Here is a 23,904-nt window from a genome sequence, read left to right on the forward strand (position 1 = left end):
TCCGATCTCCCGCGGAGCGGGTACCATATCGCTGCGCGATATGCAAGCGAACCCCCGCGCTGCGCGCGGGGGTTGCGCTCCCGCTCCGCGTGAGCGCTGGCGGGATGCTGCGCATCCCCGCTCACCCACCTTGCTGCGCAAGGTGGGTGACGTCCCGTCCGCTGCGCTCCCAGGACTGCGGGGCCTGCGGCCCCGCAGGTGGCTTCCGCTGCGCTCCAGCCCTCTGAGGGCGCTACGCGCCACGGCGCCGGCTCCGCTGCGCGGTGCCGGCAACGGGCCTTCGGCCCGGGCAGCAGCAAAGAGGGGAGGGGTGCTGTCACGTCACCGCGGGTCGCTGCTCTCGGGAGGGAACGCCGCATACAGAGCCTCGGCATGCACCGCGTCCCATTGACTGATCAGCAGGCGCTCCACCCCACCCTCGTGCCGGCGCAGTTCGATTTCCTGTCCTTTGTCGAACTCCACCCGCACCTGCGGGTTCCTGCAGACCGCCACGGCCTCGCCGCGCATCATCTCGAACCAGACACCGCGTATGGCGTACCGGAGGTCATTGCCTCGGTGGCGTAGTACTCGTACCCGGCGGTCGGTCAACAGAAGCGAAGCGCGTCGTGGGATCAGGCCCCACAGCGTGCGTCCATATGTCACCGCACAGCCGGCTGTCATCCGCTCGCCCTCAGGAACCCACTGGGTCAAGCGTTCGCGGTCCACCGACCACTTGGCCGCTTCCATCGCCGTCCCCCTCGTCTTCCGCACGACCGCGTCACTGTTCGGTGCTCATCTACCCGGAAGCAGCACAAGGGAGCGGGCTGGCCGAGGTGGTCAGGCAGACGGGCGGCCGGTGATGGCCGGCAGGGTCGTTGTCTTGATCCGGCGGTAGGTCATAAAGCCGTTCACGGTCACCCCTGTCCAGATGACGGTACTGACCACAGGCCACCACAGGTCCCGTCCCCCTTCACCCTGGAAGAGATTGACGACCCAGCTGACCGCCCAGCTAGCCGCGAGAACAAGTGCCGCCCACCTGGCCCACCGCCAGATCCGCATCGTTCCTCGGGCACGGGTTGCCTGTGAGTTCTGATCATCCTGTCGGAGTCGTGTGCCATCCATGACTATCCGCCTACCCCCTGCCCTCCCCTTGCCTCCCGGCCCTTGGGAGAGGGCCGAAAACAGACGGCCCCACCGGCTTCAGAGATACTCAGAGGGTTCGGTCCTGCCAGGGCCCTTCATCCAGCCACACTGCGAGGGCTATTTATCCGCCAGAGCAGTTGAGGGCAACGACCTGAACCAAGCCCGCGAAGAGGCGCAGAACACGGTGAGACCCGGGTCGGCGGGTGGTGCTGCCTTGCCGGCGGCGGGTCAGGCGTGCGCGTGACGTGGTGTAGTCGCCCTCAGTGATGCGGCGTGGTGCGCGGGACGTCGCGAGCCTGCGGCCTGGAGACGCTGCAGCCACAGGGAGGCCGCTGAAGGCGGCCAGGAGGAGGGCGGACACCCGCATCTACCGGCTGCCGGGCAACTGCCAGCCCGTCCAGGCGGTCGATGCCGCCCACAGCAGGACGCCCCCCGCGTAGAAGGCGCGGACCCGGCGCAGCTGCCGCACGGCTCGCAAGGACATGACGCGATCAGTTGTGGATGCCGTGCCGGCCCGTGTACCCCAGTGCACGCTGCTCAGCGGATTGGGTTCGTTCCTGCTGTTTCGATCACTTTTGCTGTTGCTGTTCGGTGCGTCCTTCGAAGTCGCGTCGTACCGCTGCCCCTTCGTCTTCGATCAGCCCTGCGTCGTCAGGGAGGTCCAGAACGGCGCCGCAGTGATTGCACAGTTTCCCGTCTTCGGCCGGCGTGCCGCATGCCTTGCAGAACCGGTTTCCCTCGCTGTTTTCAGTCTTGTGTGTCATGGCTCTCCAGGGACAGGGTGGACAGTGGCGGATGCCGAGTACCCATGGCATCGGTGTTGACTCGTCTAGGCATCTGCTTCATTTTGAGTTTGCGATAGACTCTGGATTTCAATGGCTACTGGCTTGTGGGATCTGTGTGGCGCTGCAAGGTGATCGTCTGTGTCCCGGAGCAGAGGTGTGATTGCGGTGTCTTCGTGGGGCGCTGTGCCCCCTCGCATGGCGGTGGCATGCTGGTTGTTGGCCTTTGGCGTGTGGGATTTTTCGTCCAGCCTGTAGAAAAGGGCAGATCGGAATGGCTGTGAAGGAACTCCGTCCTCACCAGCGAGAAGCCGTGGACGCGGTTCTCCGGGCACTCGAATTGCCTGCAAGATCTACTATGCCGGAGCGGGGGCTGCGGACTCAGGTGATCATGGCGACCGGAACCGGGAAGACCCTCGTCGCCACCCGCAGCGCGGAGGAGCTCCGTGCGGGCCGGGTGCTGGTCCTCGTTCCTTCGCTGGACCTGCTCGCCCAGACCGAGGCCGCGTGGCGCGAAGGGGGCCGTACAGGCCCGATGATCGGCGTCTCGTCCCTGCGCGGTCAGGAGGTGTCCTTCCCCAACACCACAGACGTCGACGAGCTGGTGGAGTGGACTCGCCACCTGGACAAGGTCACCGTGTTCGCCACGTACGCCTCGCTCGGGCTGGGCACGCTGGAACGCGCGCACGCCGCCGGCCTTCCGGGGTGGTCGCTGATCGTCGTGGACGAGGCGCACAGGGTTTCGGGCAGGATCGGCCGGCCGTGGGCGGTCGTCCACGACAACACGCGCATCCCCGCCCTGCGCCGCCTCTACATGACCGCCACTCCCCGGCTGTGGCAGCTGGATGAGGACTCCGAGCAGGGCGCGCCGGGTGAACTGGTGGCGTCGATGGATGACGACCCCAGCTCACTGTTCGGCAGCAGGGCGTTCACGTTGACGCTCTCGGCGGCCATCGACAGGGGAATCTGTGCTCCCTACCAGGTGGTGTGCCTGGACATCACCGACACCCAGCTCCAAGCCGCACAACTCCTGGGCGAGGACGCCCGCTCCGAGCAGGTACGCGGGGCGCGGCTCGCCGCCCTGCAGACCGCCCTGGTGAAAGCCTCTGCGGAAGAGGGCTTCCGGCGCACCCTCGTCTTCCACCACCTGGTGAAGGAGGCCGAAGCGTTCGCGGCCGGCCTCCCCCACGTCGCCAAGCGACTGCACGACGCCGACCCGGAGCTGTACCCGCGGATGGTCTGGGCCAACTGGCTGTGCGGCGACCACAAGCCCCTCCACCGGCGCCGCGTCCTCGACGAGTTCTCCAAGGGAATCGCTGCTGACGGCACCGTCGTGGAGAAGACGTTTCTTGGGTCCGTTCGCGTGCTCGGCGAAGGCATCGATACATCCCACTGTGACTCGGTGTACTTCGCCGACGTACGCGGCTCCATGCCCGACCTCGTACAAGCCGTCGGCCGGGCGCTGCGGATGCAGCCCGGCGAGGGCAAAACGGCGTCGCTGGTCGTACCCGTCCTCCTCGGCCCCGGAGAGAGCGCCGACAACATGCTCACCAGCCGGGCCTACGGCGGACTGGCCAGGCTTTTGGAAGCGCTCAGGGCACACGACACCCGCATCGTGGAGGCATTGGCTGAGCCGCAGGCGCAGAGCTGTGTCAGGGGTGTGCAGAGCCGCAGCGGGGTGGAAGGTGAGGAAGCCGAGAGCGACCGAAGCGACCGGCTCTCGGTGCCAGCTCGGGAGCTGCTGAAGTTCTCCACGCCGCGCGACCCGGCACAGCTGGCAGCGTTCATCAACCTCCGCGTCCTCAACCCAGAACACCAGCACTGGCGGCGCGGCGTGGAGGCCTCCGTCATCTACGCCCGCGAACACGGCGACCTGAAGGTCCCGTTCACGTACCGCGTGCCCGAGGGCCGGGAGGCGGAAGCCGAGGGGTGGCCGGCCGCGCTCGCCGCCTTTCCACTGGGTCAATGGATCGCCGACGCCCGAAGGTTCTACGCCCGCGGGGACATGGATCAGGACCGCGTAGAACAGCTGGAGCGGCTGGGTATGGTCTGGTCGCACTACGACGTCGCATGGGAGGACGGACTGGCCGCAGCCCGCGGCTGGGCCGCCGAAGCAGGCCACCTCCTGGCACCGCTGGACGCCACCTACCAGGGATACCGAGTGGGCATCTGGCTGAAGAACGCGCGCGCCGCCGCCCGAAAGGCCACCGAGATCGAACAGCGACGTGCCGACGGCCTGCCAGTCCAGTCGTCGGCCGGCGCGCTGCCGGAAGAACGGCGCGAGCAGCTCGAGGACATCGACCCGTCCTGGTGCCCCACCTGGCCAGTGGAATGGCAACGCTGCTTCCACCTCACCCGACAGCACCTCGACGCCGGCGGCACGCTGCCTATGTTGCCGGGAGACGTTGTGCGCCAGGGCGAAGACCTCGGACGATGGGTACGCTCCGTCTGCCTCGGCTGGGACAAACTCACAGGCGCCCAGCAGTGGCTGTGCGAGCAGGTCCTCGGGATCGAGCCCGCCGCCGAGGACGAGAAGCCCAAGCCGCGGCGCAGCCAGGCCGACAAATGGGCCCTCAACCTCGCTGCAGCCCGACAGTTCTTCGAGCGCGAAGGACACCTTCGCGTATCCCGCAAGCACATCGAACAGATCATCGGCGGTGGCGCCGGAGACGGCGATAACCACGAAGACCAAGAGGTCCGGGAGGTGAAGCTGGGGGCATGGATCAGCAACCAGAGATCCAGAGCCGCGACGCTCACGCCCGAGCGCGTCGAACAGCTCTCCACCATCGGCATGCGCTGGACATGACCATGCACGGGACCGCCTGATCACGACGGCCCGCCGTCACACCTTGGCATGGGTCGACTTCCTCGGTCTCAGCCGCTGGCCGGCGCCGCACCCGCAGGGCGCTGACCTCGCCCCAACACACGCCGTTTCCAGCGCATCCCCAGTGGGGGCTCAGTCGCTCTGGGGGCGTAGTCTTCGATTCTTCGTGAGTGCGGGGCCGTTCCGACTCCTCCTCTTCGTCGGCCAGGTCGGCTTGGTCCGGAGCGCCACTGCTCCACGCGACGGGCGGTGTCGGCGCCGTGATCGTCTGCGGTTCGTCGGAACCCGGGTGGACGCTCGGCTGGGATCCCGGTGTGTGGGACGTCTGCGCTTCGTCATCGGAGTTCGGCATGGAGTGTGTGTTCCCGTCGTTCTCATTCGAATGCCCTGATCAAGTTCAGCCGGTGTCATCGTCCTGCCGAGAGCCTAGGAGCCCCGGGCTAGGGCGGGGGCTGGCTAGTTGTGGGGCCGTGACGACGCCTTCCGACAAAGCAGCCGGGCCGCGCCAGCGGTGACCGCTTGGTTCCGCTGGCGGCGGCAGCGCAGACCGGGACGCAACCACCGCATCGACTCGGACATGGAACACCTCCCACACCGTGACCATGAAACGTACGGATAGCGTACGGTTGCCGTACATATTGCGTACGAAATGCGGGTAGATGTTGATGCTGGAGTCCTGCCGGTGCTGCCGCGCCCGGCGGTGGAGAAGATGACGGTCACCGGGCCTTGGTTTCTTGCCCGGGAGCATCAGGATGTCGAGGTGCGGTGGCATTCGGCGGAGTCCACCCCGCCAGCCGGGATGGACACGGAACTGGTGTTTCTGGACGGCGAGCAGGTCACCGCGTCCTACCCCGGCACGCTGAAGCACCTGGGGCGCGGCAGCACGGGCCGGTCCGCAGCCGGGCCGTGCGCGCCGCGGACCTTTGATGCGTCGGTGTTCGCGGCGATGTCGGCGGCGGCCGTCTGCATACCGCGCTTGCGCGCCAGGGCCTCCCGAAACTTACGCTTCAGGTCGTCCTGGCCGTCATCGTCGGGCGAGAGGACAGGGCTCTCGACGTCAGCTGACTTCGCATGAGACGCCCGCGGCCGCCATCAGCCAGCGACCGTCACTCGTAGCTGTCACGCAGGCCTTGGCCGCAGGCCGCGTGCGGCTGGGGCGGGCGCAGCCTGGCCGTCTCCGCCACGAGGGCACAGTTGCCTGGCGTGGCGAACAGTTCCTGGTCCTCGCCGGATACGAGCCGGGCGAAACAGGCCGCGGCCCGCAGGAACATGATGCTGTCGACGACGGGGCTCGCGGTTGCTCGAGATCTACAGGTCGAACTCGAGGTGCTCGATGTCCGTGAAGCGCACCTCCTCCAGCTGGCCGGCGCGGCGGCCGCCGTCCTGGAAGTACACCTCCTTGAGTGCCTCAGCGGTGAGCTCCTTCAGGCGCTGCTCGGTGGCGCCCTGCTCCTGGGCCTCGAAGAGGCGGGCCGCGTACTGCGGGGGCAGGGCGACGGTCAGGTGGCGGATGCGGTCCTGGTCCGTCGACCCGATCGGGGCGGTGTAGCCGAGGCGGGCGCGGGTGTCGATGACGATGCCGCCGGTCGTCGCCGCCTTCTGGCGGGCCTTGGCACGGATCTGCGGCTGCCACCGGGCCTTCACCTCCCGCTCCAGGCGCGCGGCGAGGTCCGGGCGGGGCTTTTTGATCTGGTCCTTCACGTACCGCTCGACGGTGCGCTGCGAGATGCGCAGCATCTGGGCGACGGCCTTGGTGCCCTTGAGCTGCTTGACCAGGTACCGCATCTGCGCCGGCGCGTTCTTGGGTGCCGGGCGGGTGAACGCCTTCTGCACCGCCTGGTCCAGGCCGTCCCCGAACATGCTCATCTCCTGCTACTCCCCGCTGTCCTTGTCCGTGACCTGCCCGTCCTTGATGTACCGGGCGAGGTTGAGCTCCGGGGCGTTGAACCGCTCGCGGACCTCCTCGCCCCACAGGACACTCTGGGTGCCCTCGTGCTTGACCAGGCCCGGGTTGATGCCGAGCTTGAAGCCGCCCGGCAGCGGCTTGCCGTCCCGGTAGGGCAGGAAGTCCAGCGGCGACGTTCCGTCGGCCGCGTAGACGACGCAGTCGGACAGGATCGCGACCGGGTACTGGCCGGTGAACGCCGCATGCTTGACGATCTTGCGGTGCAGGTTGATCCGCGTACGGGAGATGACCGCCGCCCGGATGTCCGGCCGCCACGTCGGACGGGACAGGGCACGCCACGGCTGACCGGGCTTCCAGCCCTCACCGCGCGGGCGCTCGCGCAGCTTGCCCAGGCCGCCCTTCACCGTCGCCTTGACCGCCGACACGACGATCGCCAGCTCCGGGTCACGGTCGCGGTAGCCGTCCATCGCGGCGAGGAAGTCGGCCGGCTCCATGTCCGCGTGCACGCCGAGGTCGGCCATGGTGGCGAGGAAGGCGTCACGGAGCCGCTGGTACCAGCCGTCCAGGTAGCGGCCGTTGTCGTAGCGGACGTACGCCTCGATGGGTGCGACGTCGTAGCCGAGCTCCACCGCGTAGGCAACGGTGGGCGTGGCGTACCAGGCCGGGCCGTCGGGGCGCTCGCCCTTGGGCGTGAACGGGCTGGGCAGCAGACTCCCGTCCAGGTCCGCCCACTTGTCCTTGCCGACCTTCACCCGCGACAGGTCGACGTGCGACAGGTCCACCAGCCACGAGCCGGGCAGCTTCGCATCGAACACCGGCTGCGTGACGTGCGTCGGCGCACCGAGGCCGACGACCAGACCGTTGGCGCCCGCCGCAAAGGCCATGTTCACGTCGATGCCGACCAGGTGCCGCAGGGTGCACTCGGCATCCGTCATCGGCCGCGCCCAGTCGTACGCCTCCTCGAACAGTTTCTCCCCGGGGCCACGGACGTGGAAGCGCGGCAGGTCCGCCAGGAGCGGGTGACCGTCGGGGGCCTCGCACGGCGCGCAGTCCACCGGGTCCTTGCCCAGCGAGCCGGGATTGTGCTCGGAGTGTCTGCGCCCGTCGGCATCGGGCTCGGAGGCACGGGTCGGCGGGTGCAGCGCGGTCATCAGCTCCAGGCCGGTGACGGCGGTGGAGCCGCGCGGCGTCATCACCCGGGACGCGTACACACCCAAAACCCGGGCAAGCTCCGCCGGCGGAAGCTGGGCGGCCTCGCCCCAGTGCCGGGAGTCCAGCGCGTTCCACGACGGAATGCACAGCTGCACACAGGCACGCTCCGAACCCGTGGCCGGGCGGTAGATCCGCGCCCACGGCCCGAACCCCCGCTTCGTCAGCTTCCACTCCGCACGCACCAGATGCTTGATGACCTTGTGGCCCTCAGGGATCCGCCCGGCGAGCCGCTCCTCCTCGGTAAGGGCGACCGGGAGACCGTAGCGCTCCAGCGCGGCCTCGGTGAGCACCAGCAGCGGGTCGGCGTCCTTGCCTGGGCCGGACAGCTTCGGCGCCCCGAGCTTCGCCTCCTTCAGCGTCCACTCCACCAGGGCCGGGATCGACTTCGCGGGCACGTCCAGGACCAGACCGCCGGGGCAATACGCATACGCCTGGTCGTCGACGTCGACATCGACGACCGCCAGCGGACCATTGGCGAACCGCGGGTCCGTGCCACCGGCCGGGGTGTTCGCCGGGGCGGCCTTCCTCGCGGCCGGCCGACGCGACGCCGACGACATCGGCCTGGCGGTGCGAGCCGGACTGGGCGCAGCCACCGGAGCTGGGGCGACGGAGGCAGAGGTCTGGGTGTGCTCGGTCGCGGTCATGGCCCCAGCCTCGGAGACCGGCGCCGCGTCTGTGGGCACAGCCTGCGCCTGCGGAGCCGGGGCGGGAGCGCTCGAGAACGCCTCCGCAGCGGCCGTGCCCTCCACGGGCGCCGTGACGTTGGGGTCGGCGGGGTACAGCTCCGCGAGCTTGTCCAAGAGCCTGGCGTAGGCGTCACGCTCCGGCGGCCGCGGCTCGGTCCTACCGGCCTCCCAGCCGCCGACCGTCGCCCGCCGCACCTTCAGCGCGGCGGCCACCTCGTCCAGCGTCAGCCCGTGGGCCTGACGCAACCGCCTGCGTTCCGCAGGCGGCGGCAACACCGACCGGGACGCAACCAACGCATCGACCGCGTCGAACAACTCAGACATGGAACCTCCTGAGTAACACCCTAGCCCATGAAGCGTACGAAGCGCGTACGGTTGCCGTACGAATTGCGTACGCGTTTGCGGTAGGTGCGATGCTGGAGTCCTGCCGGTGTCCCGTCCTCGCGGCACCGGGGGCCTTGCGGCCGCGGCTGGTGTGGAGTAGGGAACCAGTCTGCCGGTGCTTTCGGGTGACCCCCGGCTTGGCTAAGGAGCCGAGAGGAAGCATGCGAAAAGGGATCAGCTCTCCACAGCAGGTCTCGTGGAACCGCTGGGCATCCGCTGAGAAAAGCGCCCGCAGGGACGGCGGACACGAGACCGTGGTGGAGTGACCCATCACCCCGGCCTCCTGCGGACAGCTCCCCTGCAGGGGGAGACGACGTCGTCGCTGATCTGCCGCATCGCGAGCCGTTAGGGGATGGAGGCGAAGGCGTTGCGGTCGTACTGGCAGTGGCGCAACTACCCGCCGGGGCACGACGGCGGGGGCGCGCGGGCCGACGCCGAGGTACTGCTGAATGCGGCCGGACGGCAGCTCCTGGCAGGCCGGTGCGGCGTCGAGGAAGACGTCCTGGCGCGGGCGTTGCCGTCCTGGGGACAGGAGGACGCCAAGCTGTCGGCCGGAAAGAACGGGGAGCCGGCGGCGGCGTGGCGGACCGGCGGCGCGGTCGCCGGTCCGGTGGCATTCGGCTGCCGCCTATGCGCGGCCCGGCGCACAGGGACGGCCGTGCGGGTGGTGCGGTACGCGCCACGATGGGAGCGGGTGTGTGTCCGGCACGGGCGATGGCTGCTGGACGCGGACGCCGACCAGGTGCTGGAGCATCTCGATCTGCGCGGCGTGCCGGAGGTGGTCGCGGCGCAGCGGCGGTGGACGGAGGTGGCGCGGCGGGCGGTACGGGCCGGAGTCGAGCCGGAGCGGGTGTTCGCGCTGGCGCATGCGGTGGTGGGAACAGGCCCTGCACTGGGAGCGGCGACCGTCTGGCCACGGCGGCTGCACCAGGTCGCGGGCGGCAACGCCGGAGATGATCTGGGGCGGTGGCGGATCGTGGGCCGGGACACGGTCGTCTTCCCCGAGGTGGTGACCGTCGCCGACGCACTGCTGGACCCTGCCATGGCCCATCTGGTGTGGATAGACAGCGGTGCCGGGCGGCCGCGGGCGCTTCCCGCCGACGGGATGTTCCGCCGCCCGCTCGGTGAGCGGGTCGGCCGGCCGTGGCTGGGGCCATTGGCCGCGGCCGACCACGGCGGCCCGCTGATCTCCTGGATGGGCAGCGTCATCCGCCTGCGCCGCGGGGCCGGCGGGCCGCCCGGATACGACAACGACCCGTGGTGGCTGCGTCGGGAACACCAGAGCGCGACCATGGCCGGCCAGCTGCGGGTGCTGGGCAAGGAGAAGAAGGCGCCCGGCTCAGGCAGGATGTGGCGGGCGGCGGTGCCCGCCGAACAGCGCACGCTGATCACCCGGACGATCGAGAGCGCCGAGGAACAGCTGCTCCAGCTGCGCGGAGCACAGACCGGACCCACCGCCGACGTCGCCCGGCAGCTCCTGCGCAACCTCCGCCACAGCTCCGCCCTCATCGAGAACGCCTGGAAGCGAACCGCCCTGGCGGCCGCGAACGCCGGGATACCCCTGGAAGAGGTCGCCCAGTGGGCGGGAATGTCCGCCGACGCCTTGATGGACATACTGACGGCCGGCCACGACGACGACGGCTGAAGGACCGGCGGCAGCTCGCGGGCGGCCTTCCGGAAGGCTCGTCAACCGTTAGTGCGTGTTTTCAAATCGTTGCCGAGCTGCGGGATGTGGTCGAACAGCAGACGCGCGGGCAGTTCACGATCGGTGACCGCGCTCTGTGATACAGGCATGTGTTGCTTAACTCGCCGACGCGGCATCGAAGCGGATCTGCGCCGCCGGTGTCACCGTAATTGAGCGCCCCGCGTACTGGATGGTTGAGAACGTCGCGTTGTGGTGTGCGATGACCTGAGCTGCCGTCAGCGCAGCACCAGGCGGGCGTTCCGGTGTGGTGTGTCCGTCCGCGACCAATACAAGGTCGTAGCCACCGGAGAGCGCACTGCGGCTGGTGGAGTCAACGCAGTACTCGGTGGCGAAGCCGGTGACGACCACGCGACGCACCGCCCACTCGTCTAGCAGGTCACCGAGTCCCGTGCCTAGAAAGGAGTCCGCGCTGTCCTTGTCCAGCAGGACATCCCTTGGCCGGGCGGCCACCGAGGGATGGACATCGACCAGGCTAGTGGGCACGTCATGGAGCCGTTGCCGCAGATAGATGACCGGCACTTCAGCGGAGCGAGCCCGCCCCGCAAGGTCGGCGACCTTGCTCAGGCAAGCTTCTACGTCATAGGCGTCGCTCAACAAGGCACTCTGCATGTCGATGATGAGCAGTGCGGTGTCCGGCATCCCGCGAGCCTATCGGCTCTGCCCGCACCTCGGATGGGCGCGTGATGGCCTCCCGTCAGCGAGCCACACGAACCGCCCTACTCAGTTGCGAGAAGTTCGAAAACACGCACTTTAGAGGTCGTTTTCTCCTATCGCGCGGTGCTAACTACGGGTTTGCGCCGCCTACTGATGTGTTGTGTATGAGCCTGTAGAGGCGATTCTTCAGGCAGAGGCAGATGGGGTGACCGCTGGGGCTGGAGTCGGCTTGCGCCTGTCTCATTCCAGGACGCCCAGATCTGTTCCGTGCTTCCGTCGGCAGAACACACGCCTGGGCGCACGCCCCCGATCGGCAGTACGTCCAAGTCATGACGGAACGTCGTGCCTATCCGAGCGATCTGTCCGATGCCCGCTGGGAGTTGATCGAGCCGGTCCTCGTGGCCTGGCGCTTCGAGCGCCGCGGTCGGGCCCTGGACTTCGGCCGGCCTCCCGAACACGACCTGCGCGAGATCATGAACGCGATCCTCTATGTGGACCGCACGGGGGTGCAGTGGCGCTACCTGCCGCACGACTTCCCGCCCTGGGAGACGGTCTACGGCTACTTCGCGAAGTGGCAGAAGGAAGGTGTGTTCGCCTAGCTCAACGGCGTGCTGCGGGAGTTGGTGAGGCGAAAGGAGGGCCGGAATGCCGAGCCCTCGGCCTGCGTGATCGACGCGCAGAGTGTGAAGACCTCCACCAGCGTCCCCGCCGCGAGCCAGGGCACGGACGCAGGCAAGAAGATCGTCGGCCGCAAGCGGAGCATCGTCACCGACACGCTCGGCCTGCTTCTCGCGGTGCTGGTCACCGCGGCCAGCGTCCAGGATTCCGTGGCCGGCACCCAGCTGCTCGATCAGGTCGCCGTCGGCCATCCCGGCATCCGCAAGGTGTGGGTCGACGGCGGTTACCGCCAGCACCTCGTCGAGCATGCCGCCACCTTGGGCATCGACATGGAAATCACCGCCCGCAAACCCGGGACCAGGGGATTCACCCCGATACCGAAGCGGTGGGCGGTGGAGCGGACGTACGGCTGGCTGATGCTCCACCGGCGCCTCGCCCGCGACTACGAGACCCTTCCCGCCCGCTCCGAAGCCATGGTCCACCTCGCCATGATCGACCTGATGGCCCGCCGCCTCACCGGCGAGGCCACCATCTCCTGGCGCGACCCGACATAACGCGATCAAGTCCGCATTACGGGATGAAACAACGGGCGAAAACGACCTCTCAGAGTGTGCTGAAGCGGAAGACCTGGTCGTCGGCTCCGGTGCATTCGGCCTGGATGGTTTCGGCGCCGCTGGTGCGGGGCGGGAGGATGCCGATGCACATGTCGCTGTCCAGGGGGCGCAGCCGGTGGCCGCTGCCGGAGGGTTCGAAGCGGTAGCGCAGACCGAGGGCGTCGGTGCAGTCGCCGGGGGACATCAGTTCCGAGCCTTCGACGAGGGCTTCATCGACGCCCAGGCAGCCTGGGCCGAACTCGGGGTGGTGCCACTGGATGCGGTAGATGCCGTTGCCGAGGGATTCGAGGTAGACCCGGGGCTGGGGGGCCTCGGCGCAGGGCCGCTGGACGGCGATCTCGCGGTCGGTGCGGCCGTTGCGTTCGCGGCCTTCGGTGATGCACAGGCTGGAGGAGCTGGCCGGGTGCATCCGGACCCAGCCGGCCTTGGGCATCCCGGCCGGGGCGGGCGTGGTGGGGGCCTTGCTGGCGGTTTTGGTGGGTTTCGTCGTTGGCCCTGGGTTCGGCTTGGCGGAGGCCTTGCCGGTGCCGGAGGGTGCGGCAGGGGACGGTGATGGCGCGGACGGAGAAGTGGGGGGCGGGGTCGGCGAGGGCTTGCTGTCGGTGGGGCTGATGGTAGTGCGGGGGCCGTCGGGCGGTGTGGTGGTGTCGCGTGTGGTTCCGTCGGGCCATAACGCGAGCAGCAGTACACCTGCCGCGGCCAAGGCTCCGGTGAGGGACATCGGCAGGTACCGGCTGCGGGGGGAGTCGCTGGGCTCGGGCAGTGGCGTCGGCGCGCCGGGATCGAGGGCCGCGGCTGTCGCAGCCTTCGTGGTCTGGTTCTCGGTGTGCGTGGGGCTCGTGCCGGTGTCGGCAGGGCTGGGAGGCGTGCTGTTATCGGTGTCGCTTCCTGCGCTGGTGTCCGCACCGGTGCCGTCGGCGCTTGCGGGTTCCGCGATCGCCGGGGCTGTGGCCGCTTCGTGGGGGCTGTCGGGTATGGGTGCCGCGGGTTCGGCGCTCATCGCCAGGTGGCGGCGGGCGTCCAGCCACGTGTCGATCGCGGCGGCGTCGCCCCCGCAGGCGCGGACGAAGGCGGTCAGGAGGTCTTCGCGGGGCAGGTCCTCCCGTGCCAGTACGCCGGCAAGCGTCGCCCGGGGCAGGGCCTCGCCGGCGTCGGCGGCCCTGCGTTCGAGCTGCCGGTAGCTGAGGTCGGCCCAGTTGCGCAGCTGGCGCATCATGGCGACGAACTGCGCCGGTGTCTTCGCGGCCTTTGGATCCGGCCCGGTCCCCATATCCCCTCCTGATCGCTCGCAAGCTCCAAGGAGCCTAGTGCGAGCGGCAGTTGGCAGGGAAACCCAGGCGCGCCGGGGATGAAGAGGTGCGGATTTGTGCATTATGCCCTCTTCCTGTGTCACCGGGTGATGTGGCGGTAGCCGACGATGTCGGACGGGTGGGGCAGCGGTGCGACGGTGATCGTGCGTCCGGGGCGGGGGGCGTGGATGACCTTGCCGTCGCCGATGTAGAGCGCGACATGGCCGCCGCCGTAGGAGAGGATGAGGTCACCGGGGAGCAGGCGGGCGCGGGTGGTCGCCTCGCCGGCCCGGATCTGTCCCCAGGTCGTACGCGGCAGGCTCACCCCGGCCTTCTGCCAGGCCCGCATCACCAGCCCCGAGCAGTCGTATCCACGCGGCCCGGTGCCGCCCCAGATGTAAGGCTTGCCCAATTGCGCCCTGGCGAAGGTGATGGCTGTCGCGGCGCGGCCCCGGACCACCGGTGCCGACCCGGTGGCGTCGGTGGTCCGGGACGGTGCGGGCCGCGCTGGCGGGGCGTGCTTGCCCGCGGAGCCCGCTGCGGCGGCAGGCGCGTCGCCGTGAGCGGCCGGCAGACGCAGGGTGTCGCCGACGTAGATCAGGGTCGAAGTGCCCAGGCCGTTGAGTGCCTGGAGTGTCTTGACCGTGGTGCCGTGCGCGAGGGCCAGCGCGTAGAGGGTGTCCCCCGGCCTCAGCGTGACGTTCGTGGCGGGCGCCGCCTTGCCCGTCCGGGCCGGCTTACGGCTCTCCTTGACCGGGGTCGGCGTTCTCTCCGGCATGGGTGCGGTCCCGGTGGGCTTCGGTGTTGCCGGAGCCTGCGGGGCGAGGGTGAGCGGCGGCCGCTCCGCGGTGGCGCCTGACGGACCGTGCACGGCCAGCAGCGCTCCCGCCAGCCACGCGAGCACGAACAGCGCCAGGAGCAACACCACGGCCCCACGGCGGTGACCCCGGCCGGTGCTGTTCCCGCGAGCCTTCCGGGTGCGGGGCCGGCGGTGTGACCCGGGGGACGTCGCTTCCCCGGAGGTTCGCTGCCGGTTCTGTGCCGGCTGCGGTGCCCGGGCCGACGCCTTCGTTTCCGGTCGGCCTGCTGCCTGCCGCGCGGGCCGGGTCAAGGTCTGCTGTGCCATCACAACCTCCTTCACGGGGCCGGGATTTCACGGCCCGGAAGGAGGCTGTTTCTGCTTGAGGGTGTCTCGCCAGATCTTGAGGCGTCCGGGACAGTCCGGGTGCGTCCGCTCCTGGAAAACCCCTCTCGGCAGTACGCGAAGGAGAAGCGGACACCTCATCTGACCTGCACGGACAAGGCCGGACTGTCCCAGCCGCCGTAACCGTTGCCCGGCCTTCAACCGCTCCGCGACGCTTCTTTCACCGCCCCGCACCCGCCAGATGGCGCCCCCAGTCATAGGGCGCCACCACGCGCTGCCGGGCCGCACCTCGCCGCCTCCTCGAGGCGGCCCAGCAAAGCGATCAGCACCAGGCCGCCGGGCCCACGTCACGCCCGTCCCGCCGCTGACGCCGTGCCACTCCACTGCATCCGCTCACCAAGGGAGCTTCACCGTGCACATCACACGAGACCGAAAGAGCCGCACGGTGGCGATCGCCACCGTGGCCGCCGTCGCCACCGGCCTGCTGGCCGGCGGGCTCGCCGTCGGCCCCACCAACCTGTTCAACGACGACGACGCGCCGCCCGCACACTCGACCGACATCGTCGCGCCGGCCGGTGCCGCCACAACGGCGAAGAAGTCCAAGGCCAGCAACCCCTGCTGGACCGGCGCGGTACAGATCAGGAACAAGAAGTTCGTCAAGACCGTCTACGAATGGCCCGACACCCCCGGCGCCCAGGCCAGCATTCCCGGCCCGGGAAAGAAGATCTTCGAGTACAAGCTCGAAGTCTCCAGCAAGGTCAGCGCCACCTTCGGCGCGACCTACGAGCAGGTCAGCGCCGGTCTGGGGTTCGAGGTCAACTGGACTCGGACCATCACCGACAGGACCGAGATCGAGCTGCCCAAGCCGGCCCAGTACCGGGTTCGGGCGGGCATGATCTACAAGCAGTACCGGTTCGACGTGTACAAAGAGCGCGGCTTCTGGAACTGGCACGGCGACTACCCGGTCTGCTCCTCACACCTCAAGGAGGAGTGGGTCAAGCAGGGCACCAGCACCGCCCTCAAGCCCTGGATGGAGGCCTTCCGCAAGACCAAGGCCCCCAAGCGCACAACCCACTAGATCCCGACACCCCGGGCGGCGTCGTGTCGTCCAGATGAGGACGGCGGCGAGGTGGAGCGCGGCCTGATAAGCGATCGCACGCTTGTCGATCCGTGTAGCCAGACCGCGCCCCTACGACCGGCCTTCGCCACGCACCCTGTGCCGGGGCACAGGGTGCACGACATCCTCGGGACGGAATGCGCTCCCCGCCCGCTGGTGGGGGCGCGCCCGGAAGTGATGTCGGCACTCACCTCCCCAAAGGAGTGGCCCTGGCCCGCGTACGGGTGGACGCGGGCTGAATGCCGCCCGCACGGCCCCTTGTCCGCTACCAGCCGTAGCGGACAAGGGGCCGTGCGGGCGGCGAATCTCCTTGACCACGGTCGCTACCACCACGGGCGGTGACGACGCCCCTGGTCAACGCTGCCGACGGCGCAGCGCGACGAGCAGGGCGATCACGGCGGCGGCGACGGTGCCGATGGCGCTGAGGAGGCCGGCGGCGACGCCGATGGGCGCGGCGGCGCCGGGGTGCTGCCAGGCCACGTACGCGGCGAACAGGCTCATGGCAACGAGGAACAGGACGCCGAGGACGATGACGGCGGCGACGAGCGCGGTATCGGCCGGGGGCATGGGGCTGGAGTCGGTGCTGGTCGAGGCGGACATGGGACGGATCCTCCAGTGGTCGTGGGCGTGCGGTCGGGCGGAGCGTGAAGTGCTTTCACCGCTTGTGTCTCGGGCAGGTCCCCGGGACAGCGGCGGGCGGGCCCTGGTTCTGGAGCGCAGGGGTTTCCCGTCGCGGCGTCATGCACTGTGCGGGAGGCGGGACTTAGCTCCGCAACCATGGTCACCATGACCATCAAGAAGGCCCCATTCAATAGCTCTGACCTGGGCAAATAGGCGGTCTCGGGTATTGAATGGGGCTTCGCGGACTGGTACGGCTGATGGTTCTGGGGCGGCAGCGCGCGAACGCTTGAGCCACTGCGTGTGGTGCAAGTCACCGGCTGTGGTGCCGGTTGGGCTCGTCCGCTCATGTCGACAAGCCGTCCGGCACGGGTGGCTTGCCGAGGGTCCGACAGGGCTTGCCGCGCGGTTGTTTCGGCTTGCCGGGCGGGGCCGGAGGCTTGCCCGAGGCCAGGGCGCCATGCAGGGCGCTTCCCAAGGCGTCGCACAAGACTTCGTGCAGGGCGCCTCATACAGACGGCCGGGCTTAGTCAGTCAATGGCGCTGACCTGCTGTCTTGGCCGTCCCTCGCGGCTGCGGCGCCGCCGACTACTTCTCTGGGACACCCCGTCCAGGAGGCCGGAGAAGCTCACGGGCTTCGAAGGCGGGGTCGGCAGAGGGTTGCACCCAGGGTTGTCTGCACCGTTGTCTGCACAGGTGCGCCCACGGTTGCACCGGAGGTGGGACCGCAGGTGTGAACCCCCCTTCCGTGATCTTGAGCGTTCTTGCGGAATGCGTGTTGGCGCACGCCCCGCCAGCAGAGGGGGAGGCCACCAGCTCCCCCTTTCTGCACATCCACCCGCGTGCCCCAGTCGAGGCACGCGCGCACTCGCCTTCGAGGTTGCCGCGCCCGTACTGTGCCCGGTGGTCAGCCGCGGCGAGACCACCAGCGCCGCCGCTCGCCTTGCTCCTGGTCGCCGTTGTGGCCGGCAGGTGCCATCTCGGGCCCGGCCGGGGCCACGGCCGGGGCGGGCATCGGACCGCGCGCTCCGGTGCAGGGGTGACCGCCGCGAGAGCCCGCCGGGCAGTCCGCCGGTCGTCCGCCGAGCAGCAGGCGCTGAACGGATCCCGGCGGACCGCCGGCTTCGGTGGTGCGCAGTCTGCAGAAGGGGCAGTGCATGAACTCCCAACCCTCGTCACGGCAGACTCAATAGCTCCGGCAACTCGCCGTCGATCAGGGCCGCGAGGACCGTACACAGCGTCCGAGAACCCGGCCGATGAGCTAGGCCTCCCTGCCAGATGTGAGACATCACCGCAGGTAAGAGGACACAAGCGCCCAGAAGTTGTGGTCCCCGGGCCTCGGGGCGCGGGATGCGGCCCTATGCTTGGTCCCGTTCCTCCACGGCATCTGCCCAGCGCTTCACCAATCGGTGGTGAAGAGCCCGGCAAGCCCAGCCGGGCTGTCTCCAGATGCCACGGAGGATCACATGGAAGGACAGACGGCCGCTTCAGACGGTGACAAGGAGCAGGACACTGCCGAGCAGCGTCAGGAACGGCGCCGCCTCATCAGGCAGCTTCTGATCGACTGGTCACCAGTGGCGGCGGGCGTCGCCAACCTCGTGGTACAGCACTTCTTCTCGTAAGCGGGAAGCGCGTGATCCCGGGCGTACACCACGGAGGGTCCAGCAGTGGGCCCACCCGAACTGAGGACGGCCGGGCCCACTAGCTGTGTCACGGATGGAGAGGGCCCTGACCTGGGATGCCGCCCGGGATGGGGCCCTCTTCGCCAAGCTTTACGCGTCATCCGCGCTTCGATCGTACGGGGTCAACGTGCAACGTTGCACCCCAGCCTTGCAACCCAGCGTTGCACCCCAGCCCTGCTGCACGTGTAGCTACATGACGCCAGGCGTCGGGTACACCGCGCGGAGGCGCCGCCGACGCGCGAGCAGCTCCGGGCCGCCCGACCCCCCAAGCACTCCCCGCATCCGTCCGCTTCCTTCGCCCGACCCATGCAACAGGCCATACGACAGCCCGGGTTGCTCCTCTACGGTCCATGCAAATGCTGTGCGGATACCTTGCCCCAGTCCGCGCCCGGCCCCGCCGACGCGCACGAGCACAGCGGCCGGCCGCTTGATCCCCGAGGCGCTCCCCGCGCCCCGCCCACTCCCCTCCCACAGATGTGACGGACGGTTGCGGCGAGGCGAGGTGGCGCGAGGTGAGACCCCCCTTGACCGGCCTGTGATCAAGGGGTTTTGCGTGCACCTTGCGCCGCGTCGCCTCGCCTCGCCTCGCCTCGCCGCTACTAGCCGTGAACACTCAGGGGCAACGGCCGTGCGGCTCACCGGGCGAGGATCGCGCCGACCAGCGCGGCCATGACCGTGACCGCGCCGAACGCGGCGGCGAGCGGCTGGCCCCAGGACGGGTGGCGATGGACGACGTACGCGGCGCCGGCCGCGAGGACCACCACGACGACGGCCAGGAGCAGCAGGACGAGCAGAGCGAGCGTGGACACGGACAGGTCCCCCTTCGGGTTCGGAGATGGAATCTCGGAAGCAGGTTCGGCGCGGAAACACGGTGATCGTTCCGGCGCTGTCACCACGGGCTCCCGGCTGGGGCGGCGCCAGGATCTTTGGTCCGGGGGTTAGCCCGGCAACCCGGCTCCCCCGACACCGAGAAAGACGCCTGCTACAGCGTCGCCCAGCTGCAGGACCTGCTCGATGAGTGGCTGGTGCACTACCACCACCGGCCCCACGAAGGCCTGCGCCACCCGCTGATGCCCCGCAAGGCGCTCACCCCGAACCAGATGTGGGCCGCGCTCGTCGCCGTCGCCGGACACATCCCCGTCCCGCTCACCGGCCGCGACTACCTCGAACTGCTGCCCGTGCGCTGGCAGGCCATCACCCCCGCCGGCATCACCATCCACCACCGCACCTACGACCACGATCTCCTCGCCCCGTACCGCGGCCAGGCCTCCCCCGTCGGCGGCCGCGGCGGGAAATGGGAGATCCACTACAACCCCCACGATGTCCGCCAGATCTGGGTGCGTCTGCACGACGGCGAGCTGACCGAGATCCCCTGGATCCACCGCGACCACGTCCACCAGCCGTTCAACGACCACACCTGGCAGCACATCCGCACCCACGCCCACCACCACAACCACGACGACAGCCAGCGACACGAGGCCGGCCTGGCCGACGCCCTCGACCAGCTCATGCGCCGCGTCCACAGCGGCCACGCCACCAGAACCGAACAAGCCCTCCTCGCCCGCGCCACCACAACGCCGGTCCCCGCCGCACAGCCCCCGCAATACGGCACCGGCCCCGCCACCGGCGAGCCGGCGCAGCACGGCGAGGACGACAGCATCGACGACCTCGACGACCTCCCCGAGAACGACACCCGCCCCGCCGCGGCCGCCGGATTCGGGCTCTACGACGCACACGAGGAAGCCGACAAATGGTGAACCCGAACCCGCAGAGCGCGGGCAGCACACCAGTCGGCGCCGGCAACAGTGATCCGGCTGAGCTTCCCTGGCCCCTGACCACCTGGCAGGGCTGGCACCGCTTCGCCACCACCGACCCGCCCCAGCCCGGCGACCCGCCCCGCAGCACCGACGAACGCCTCGCCTACCACTCCGCGTTCGTCACCATCCGCACCCCCGCCATCAGCCAGCTCGCCACCCAGGTCCGCACCCTGATGATCCTCGGCCGCCACCAGCAGACCACCGCACGGCCCTCCCTCATCGTCACCGGACCCGCCGCAGCCGGCAAAACCACAGCCCTGCTCAACGTCGGCCGCACCTGCCACCTCGCCCACACCCGCAAAAAACCGCCCCCGCCCGGATCAGCCCACTCCACGGCACCCGTGGCGTACGTCCTCGTCCCGCCCGGCGCCACCGCGAAAACCCTCATCACCGAATTCGCCCGCTACCTCGGCATCCCCACCACCACCCGCATGACCCAGACCCAGATCACCGACGCCGTCTGCCACACCTACACCCAAGCGGGCGTCCAACTCGTCCTCATCGACGAAATCCACCGCCTCAACCCCCGCACCACCACCGGCGCCCAGGCCGCCGACCTGCTCAAAGACCTCACCGAACGCCTCCCCGCGACCTTCGTGTACGCCGGCATCAACGTCACCGACACACCCCTGTTCAGCGGCACCCGCGGCGCCCAGATCGCCGGACGCGCCACCCTCATCACCTGCGGCCCCCTCCCCGCCCGCCACGGACAGACCCGCCCCTTCACCGACGTCATCACCGACCTCGAAAACGCCCTCGACCTCACCCACCACAAACCCGGCACCCTCCCCCGCCACGCCCCCTACCTCCACCAGCGCACCGCCGGCCGCATCGGATCCCTCACCCGCCTCATCCGCCAAGCCGCCATCACCGCCATCACCGCCATCCACGACGGCACCGAACGCATCACCAAAGCCTCACTCGACACCATCCGCCTCGACCACCTCGCCGAACAACACAACCGCCCCACCCGCAACCGCTAACCCCCCACCCACCGACCAGGCAAAACAGCCCTGACCAGCACAAACACCAACCGAGCCTTCACACGCTAGAACTACCTACGACGAACCAGGTCAGGCTCAACACACAACACACAACCCCAGCTCACACACCCCGACCTCCCCGCCTGAACCAGTCACACGCCCTCTCAACAAACCAGCAACACACCAAGCCAGCCACCACCCCGTACACCAACAAGCCCTCCCTCGAGCGTCAGTCCGCGGGGGAGACGACACACGCCCTGCACACTCCCCCCGCCCCAGCAGCGGGGTCTGCACGTCCCCCTGCCCGGCCGGCCGCGGCATAGCGCCGTCCGGCCGCGAAGAAGGCGGCGCAGCCCGCAGCCGATCCGCGTTTCCCGCACGGTCCGCTCGCCGTGCTGGATGGTGACGGCTGCGCGTACGGCACGGGCGGCATCGTGCTCGACTGCCCCGGACTCGGTGCGCCGCGCCTGCACCGCAACGGAAAGGACAGCGACCCGCTGATCGTGCTCACCGCGGCAGCCGCCGTGAAGCTCGGACTGCCCGAGCGCCTCGAGGGTCATGAGCAGCGCCGGTCCCTTCGGCTGCCGGAGGATCATCCGGTGGTCAAGCAGGTGGTGAAAGCGAAGTGGCGGCTCATCCAGCGCGGGTTCAGCCCGTGGGCAAGGATCTACCGCAAGGTCCAGGGGCGGGAGCGGCAGTGCATGCCGCTCGCGGTCCTGTCGTGGGACGCCCTCGACGAGCGGTCATGGCCCGGCGTTGCGGACATGGAGCCGGCCAACATCGCCCGCGTCTTGGGCGTGTATGCCCAGCGGGTCATCACCCCGCGCGGTTCCACGGCCGTGTCCGGGCTTGAGCTGATGACGGCGCTGCGCCCGCCCACCCGCGCGGTGCAGGACCCGCAGACCGGGAACTGGGTGCCCGGCCACAACCCCGGCTCGCTGGGCACGGAGCCGATGGACCAGGCGCCGCCGGAGGCCACCCCGGAGCACCCCGTCGTCGTCGACAGCGGCTGGAGCGGCGGGTTCCTGAACGAGGAGGCGTACCAGTGGGTGCGCGACGTCGGCCTGCTGACACGGATGAGGAGTGCACGCTGCCGTACGCGGTCGGCCTGGATCTGAACACCGCCTTCCTCGCCGCCGCAGCTCGCCTGGTCGTCGGGCTGTCGGAGCCCGACCACTTCCACGCTCCGACGTTCAACCCCAAGATTCCCGGCTCCTGGCTGGTCGATCTGTCCCACGTCGAGGTGGACCCGCGTCTGCCCTCGCCGTTCACTCCGGACGGCACCCGGCCGACGGGACCTGCCTGGTACCAGACGCACACCGTCGCCTACGCCCAGGAACTCGGCTACAACGTCCAGCCATTGGAGGCTTACCTGCGGCGCGAGACCGGCGCCTACCTGGACCCGTGGCACGACCGATTGAAGAACGCCTACGTCGACACCCTCGCCGATCTCGGTGTCACCAAGGACCTGTCGGATGCCGAGTTCCTCGCGGCGATGGAACGGTACAAGGTGCTATAGCCGTAGGCGGCGTCCGCCGTGACCCAGCCGAACGGGACCTTCTCGGCCGGACGAGCACCTGGTGGACGCCGGATACATCGACGCCGAACAGATCCACCACGCCCGCCGCGATCACGACATCGAGCTGGTCGGCCCGGTCAAGTCCACCACCGTGAAGGGACAGGCGACCGGAGACGTCTTCGACAACACCCACTTCACCATCGACTGGGACCAGCGGCAGGTCGTCTGCCCCGGCGGAGGCCGACCTGCGTCGGCCGTGGGAGAAGCCGAGCCCGCCGGACAGGCTCACTCCGGCTCGCGTCCGCCGTGACTTTCGGCACCTGCGCCCGCAGGTGGCCTGCCCCGCCCAAGCACCGAAACCCTCCCGCCCCGGCCCGGGACGACCACCCGGTCGCAAGAACACCCGGCCCGCCCCGCGTCACGACGTGCACACAGTCCGCAAACCAGGTGCTGGGAAACAGCGAACGCAGAAGTCAACGACCCCACGACCCCGCCGCACAGGTTAAAGATCAAGCTAGGGCCTGTATCGAAAGTGGCGTCGCCCGCCCGAAGGGCGGGCCGGGCGGCGTCTGGTGCGTATTCTCGGCGTGCCAGCGGAAGCCCTCGTACTGGATGTACTTGGGCTTTCGCCCGGTGCGGCGAGGTGGGGGCATCTCCCGCGCCCTCAAGGCAATGGGGAGGCGTGCCAGGCGTCGGCCAGCAGGCAGCCACTTTCGACATGGGACCTAGGAGATGCGATCCGTCAGCTGGCATCCGGCCACGAGAGCGTCCTCCTTCTTGTAGCCGCTCGGGATCGGGTTGTCGGGGTCGCAGTTGAGGTAGAGCAGGCCAGATCCCTGGAACTCGGGGCGCACCTGCAATGAGGCGTCCAGGGCGAAGTCCTGCCCGACGAGGTAGCCGCCGCCGTGCTCCTTGGCTTTGGTCTGGAACTGCTTCATGTTGTCGATAAACAGAAGCGTGATCCCGTCGCCGTCCGCGTCGTAGCAGACCGCGCGTTCCTTGACGCCCCAGTCCTTGCCGACCGACTCCTCGTCAGGGTCCTCAGCTTCCAGGTGGAGTTTCTCGCAGGTGGTCCGCTGGCCGACGAACGCCTCGATGTCCGCCATCGTGCCCGCGCTCGGCAAAGCCGAAGTCGTCTCACCACCGCTTCCGGTGGTCGGTGAAGTCGAATCGCTCGGTGAGCTGTCGCTCTGGCAGGCACTGCCCGTCGCCAGAGCAACGACTGCTG

At 69.3% G+C, this 23,904-nt stretch carries 19 protein-coding genes and 4 pseudogenes; 11 read left to right on the forward strand and 12 right to left on the reverse strand.

What is annotated here, in order from left to right; translation table 11 throughout:
- Positions 1-321: 321 nt before the first annotated feature.
- Together ACZ4YY_RS33755 and ACZ4YY_RS33760 are read right to left on the reverse strand one after the other, a co-directional pair.
- Positions 322-726: a hypothetical protein gene (locus ACZ4YY_RS33755; RefSeq protein ID WP_468298791.1), complete on the reverse strand. Its 405-nt coding sequence runs from the start codon at positions 724-726 to the stop codon at positions 322-324.
- 965 nt (positions 727-1,691) lie between these two features.
- A complete protein-coding gene (locus tag ACZ4YY_RS33760) occupies positions 1,692-1,886 on the reverse strand; it encodes a double zinc ribbon domain-containing protein (protein WP_468298792.1) in 195 nt (64 codons plus the stop codon).
- A 292-nt stretch (positions 1,887-2,178) separates the two neighbouring features.
- Between ACZ4YY_RS33760 and ACZ4YY_RS33765 the strand changes: the two genes are divergently transcribed.
- A complete protein-coding gene (locus ACZ4YY_RS33765) occupies positions 2,179-4,710 on the forward strand; it encodes a helicase associated domain-containing protein (RefSeq protein WP_468298793.1) in 2,532 nt (843 codons plus the stop codon).
- Between the two features lie 864 nt (positions 4,711-5,574).
- Here the strand turns inward: ACZ4YY_RS33765 and ACZ4YY_RS33770 are convergent.
- From ACZ4YY_RS33770 to tap, 3 genes and pseudogenes are all read right to left on the reverse strand, one after another.
- Positions 5,575-5,772: pseudogene (locus ACZ4YY_RS33770) on the reverse strand (DUF5302 domain-containing protein); the annotation flags it as partial.
- Between the two features lie 264 nt (positions 5,773-6,036).
- A complete protein-coding gene (gene tpg, locus ACZ4YY_RS33775; RefSeq protein ID WP_468298794.1) occupies positions 6,037-6,594 on the reverse strand; it encodes a telomere-protecting terminal protein Tpg in 558 nt (185 codons plus the stop codon).
- A 6-nt stretch (positions 6,595-6,600) separates the two neighbouring features.
- Positions 6,601-8,856, reverse strand: coding sequence for a telomere-associated protein Tap (tap, locus tag ACZ4YY_RS33780; RefSeq protein ID WP_468298795.1), 2,256 nt, complete (start codon positions 8,854-8,856; stop codon positions 6,601-6,603).
- Positions 8,857-9,268: 412 nt separating this feature from the next.
- Between tap and ACZ4YY_RS33785 the strand changes: the two genes are divergently transcribed.
- A complete protein-coding gene (locus ACZ4YY_RS33785) occupies positions 9,269-10,561 on the forward strand; it encodes a DNA-binding protein (RefSeq protein WP_468298796.1) in 1,293 nt (430 codons plus the stop codon).
- A 156-nt stretch (positions 10,562-10,717) separates the two neighbouring features.
- Here ACZ4YY_RS33785 and ACZ4YY_RS33790 read toward each other — a convergent pair whose 3' ends face one another.
- Positions 10,718-11,260, reverse strand: coding sequence for an isochorismatase family protein (locus tag ACZ4YY_RS33790; RefSeq protein ID WP_468298797.1), 543 nt, complete (start codon positions 11,258-11,260; stop codon positions 10,718-10,720).
- Positions 11,261-11,604: 344 nt separating this feature from the next.
- Between ACZ4YY_RS33790 and ACZ4YY_RS33795 the strand changes: the two are divergent.
- A pseudogene (locus ACZ4YY_RS33795) lies at positions 11,605-12,447 on the forward strand (IS5 family transposase).
- 49 nt (positions 12,448-12,496) lie between these two features.
- Here the strand turns inward: ACZ4YY_RS33795 and ACZ4YY_RS33800 are convergent.
- Together ACZ4YY_RS33800 and ACZ4YY_RS33805 are read right to left on the reverse strand one after the other, a co-directional pair.
- The gene (locus ACZ4YY_RS33800; protein ID WP_468298798.1) at positions 12,497-13,777 is read right to left on the reverse strand and encodes an RICIN domain-containing protein; all 1,281 of its coding nucleotides are present in this window, start codon (positions 13,775-13,777) and stop codon (positions 12,497-12,499) included.
- 119 nt (positions 13,778-13,896) lie between these two features.
- Entirely contained in the window at positions 13,897-14,724 is an 828-nt protein-coding gene (locus tag ACZ4YY_RS33805) for an NlpC/P60 family protein (protein ID WP_468298799.1), read from the reverse strand.
- A 628-nt stretch (positions 14,725-15,352) separates the two neighbouring features.
- Between ACZ4YY_RS33805 and ACZ4YY_RS33810 the strand changes: the two genes are divergently transcribed.
- Entirely contained in the window at positions 15,353-16,018 is a 666-nt protein-coding gene (locus tag ACZ4YY_RS33810) for a hypothetical protein (protein WP_468298800.1), read from the forward strand.
- Between the two features lie 15 nt (positions 16,019-16,033).
- Here ACZ4YY_RS33810 and ACZ4YY_RS33815 read toward each other — a convergent pair.
- Positions 16,034-16,126, reverse strand: a pseudogene (locus tag ACZ4YY_RS33815) (IS5/IS1182 family transposase); the annotation flags it as partial.
- Between the two features lie 285 nt (positions 16,127-16,411).
- Positions 16,412-16,657, reverse strand: a complete 246-nt coding sequence (locus ACZ4YY_RS33820) for a hypothetical protein (protein ID WP_468298801.1) — start codon at positions 16,655-16,657, stop codon at positions 16,412-16,414.
- Between the two features lie 1,484 nt (positions 16,658-18,141).
- Between ACZ4YY_RS33820 and ACZ4YY_RS33825 the strand changes: the two genes are divergently transcribed.
- The gene (locus ACZ4YY_RS33825) at positions 18,142-18,297 is read left to right on the forward strand and encodes a hypothetical protein (protein WP_468298802.1); all 156 of its coding nucleotides are present in this window, start codon (positions 18,142-18,144) and stop codon (positions 18,295-18,297) included.
- Positions 18,298-18,992: 695 nt separating this feature from the next.
- Here ACZ4YY_RS33825 and ACZ4YY_RS33830 read toward each other — a convergent pair.
- The gene (locus tag ACZ4YY_RS33830) at positions 18,993-19,166 is read right to left on the reverse strand and encodes a hypothetical protein (protein ID WP_468298803.1); all 174 of its coding nucleotides are present in this window, start codon (positions 19,164-19,166) and stop codon (positions 18,993-18,995) included.
- Positions 19,167-19,283: 117 nt separating this feature from the next.
- Between ACZ4YY_RS33830 and ACZ4YY_RS33835 the strand changes: the two genes are divergently transcribed.
- The 6 genes and pseudogenes from ACZ4YY_RS33835 to ACZ4YY_RS33860 all read left to right on the forward strand — a co-directional run.
- Positions 19,284-20,114, forward strand: a complete 831-nt coding sequence (locus ACZ4YY_RS33835) for a Mu transposase C-terminal domain-containing protein (RefSeq protein ID WP_468298804.1) — start codon at positions 19,284-19,286, stop codon at positions 20,112-20,114.
- 74 nt (positions 20,115-20,188) lie between these two features.
- Positions 20,189-21,157: a TniB family NTP-binding protein gene (locus ACZ4YY_RS33840; RefSeq protein WP_468298832.1), complete on the forward strand. Its 969-nt coding sequence runs from the start codon at positions 20,189-20,191 to the stop codon at positions 21,155-21,157.
- A gap of 392 nt (positions 21,158-21,549) precedes the next feature.
- Positions 21,550-22,275, forward strand: coding sequence for a hypothetical protein (locus ACZ4YY_RS33845; RefSeq protein WP_468298805.1), 726 nt, complete (start codon positions 21,550-21,552; stop codon positions 22,273-22,275).
- Positions 22,203-22,676, forward strand: a complete 474-nt coding sequence (locus ACZ4YY_RS33850; protein WP_468298806.1) for a hypothetical protein — start codon at positions 22,203-22,205, stop codon at positions 22,674-22,676. Before ACZ4YY_RS33845 ends, ACZ4YY_RS33850 begins: the two co-directional genes overlap by 73 nt.
- 61 nt (positions 22,677-22,737) lie before the next feature.
- On the forward strand, positions 22,738-22,986 hold the full coding sequence (locus tag ACZ4YY_RS33855; RefSeq protein ID WP_468298807.1) for a hypothetical protein: 249 nt from the start codon (positions 22,738-22,740) through the stop codon (positions 22,984-22,986).
- Positions 22,907-23,182 (forward strand): annotated as a pseudogene (locus ACZ4YY_RS33860) (NF041680 family putative transposase); the annotation flags it as partial. The gene ACZ4YY_RS33855 and the pseudogene ACZ4YY_RS33860, both read left to right, overlap by 80 nt.
- A gap of 219 nt (positions 23,183-23,401) precedes the next feature.
- On the opposite strand, the gene ACZ4YY_RS33865 reads toward ACZ4YY_RS33860, so the two are convergent.
- The gene (locus ACZ4YY_RS33865; protein WP_468298808.1) at positions 23,402-23,800 is read right to left on the reverse strand and encodes a hypothetical protein; all 399 of its coding nucleotides are present in this window, start codon (positions 23,798-23,800) and stop codon (positions 23,402-23,404) included.
- Positions 23,801-23,904: the final 104 nt, after the last annotated feature.

The sequence above is a fragment of the Streptomyces sp. NPDC030143 genome (assembly GCF_055573695.1).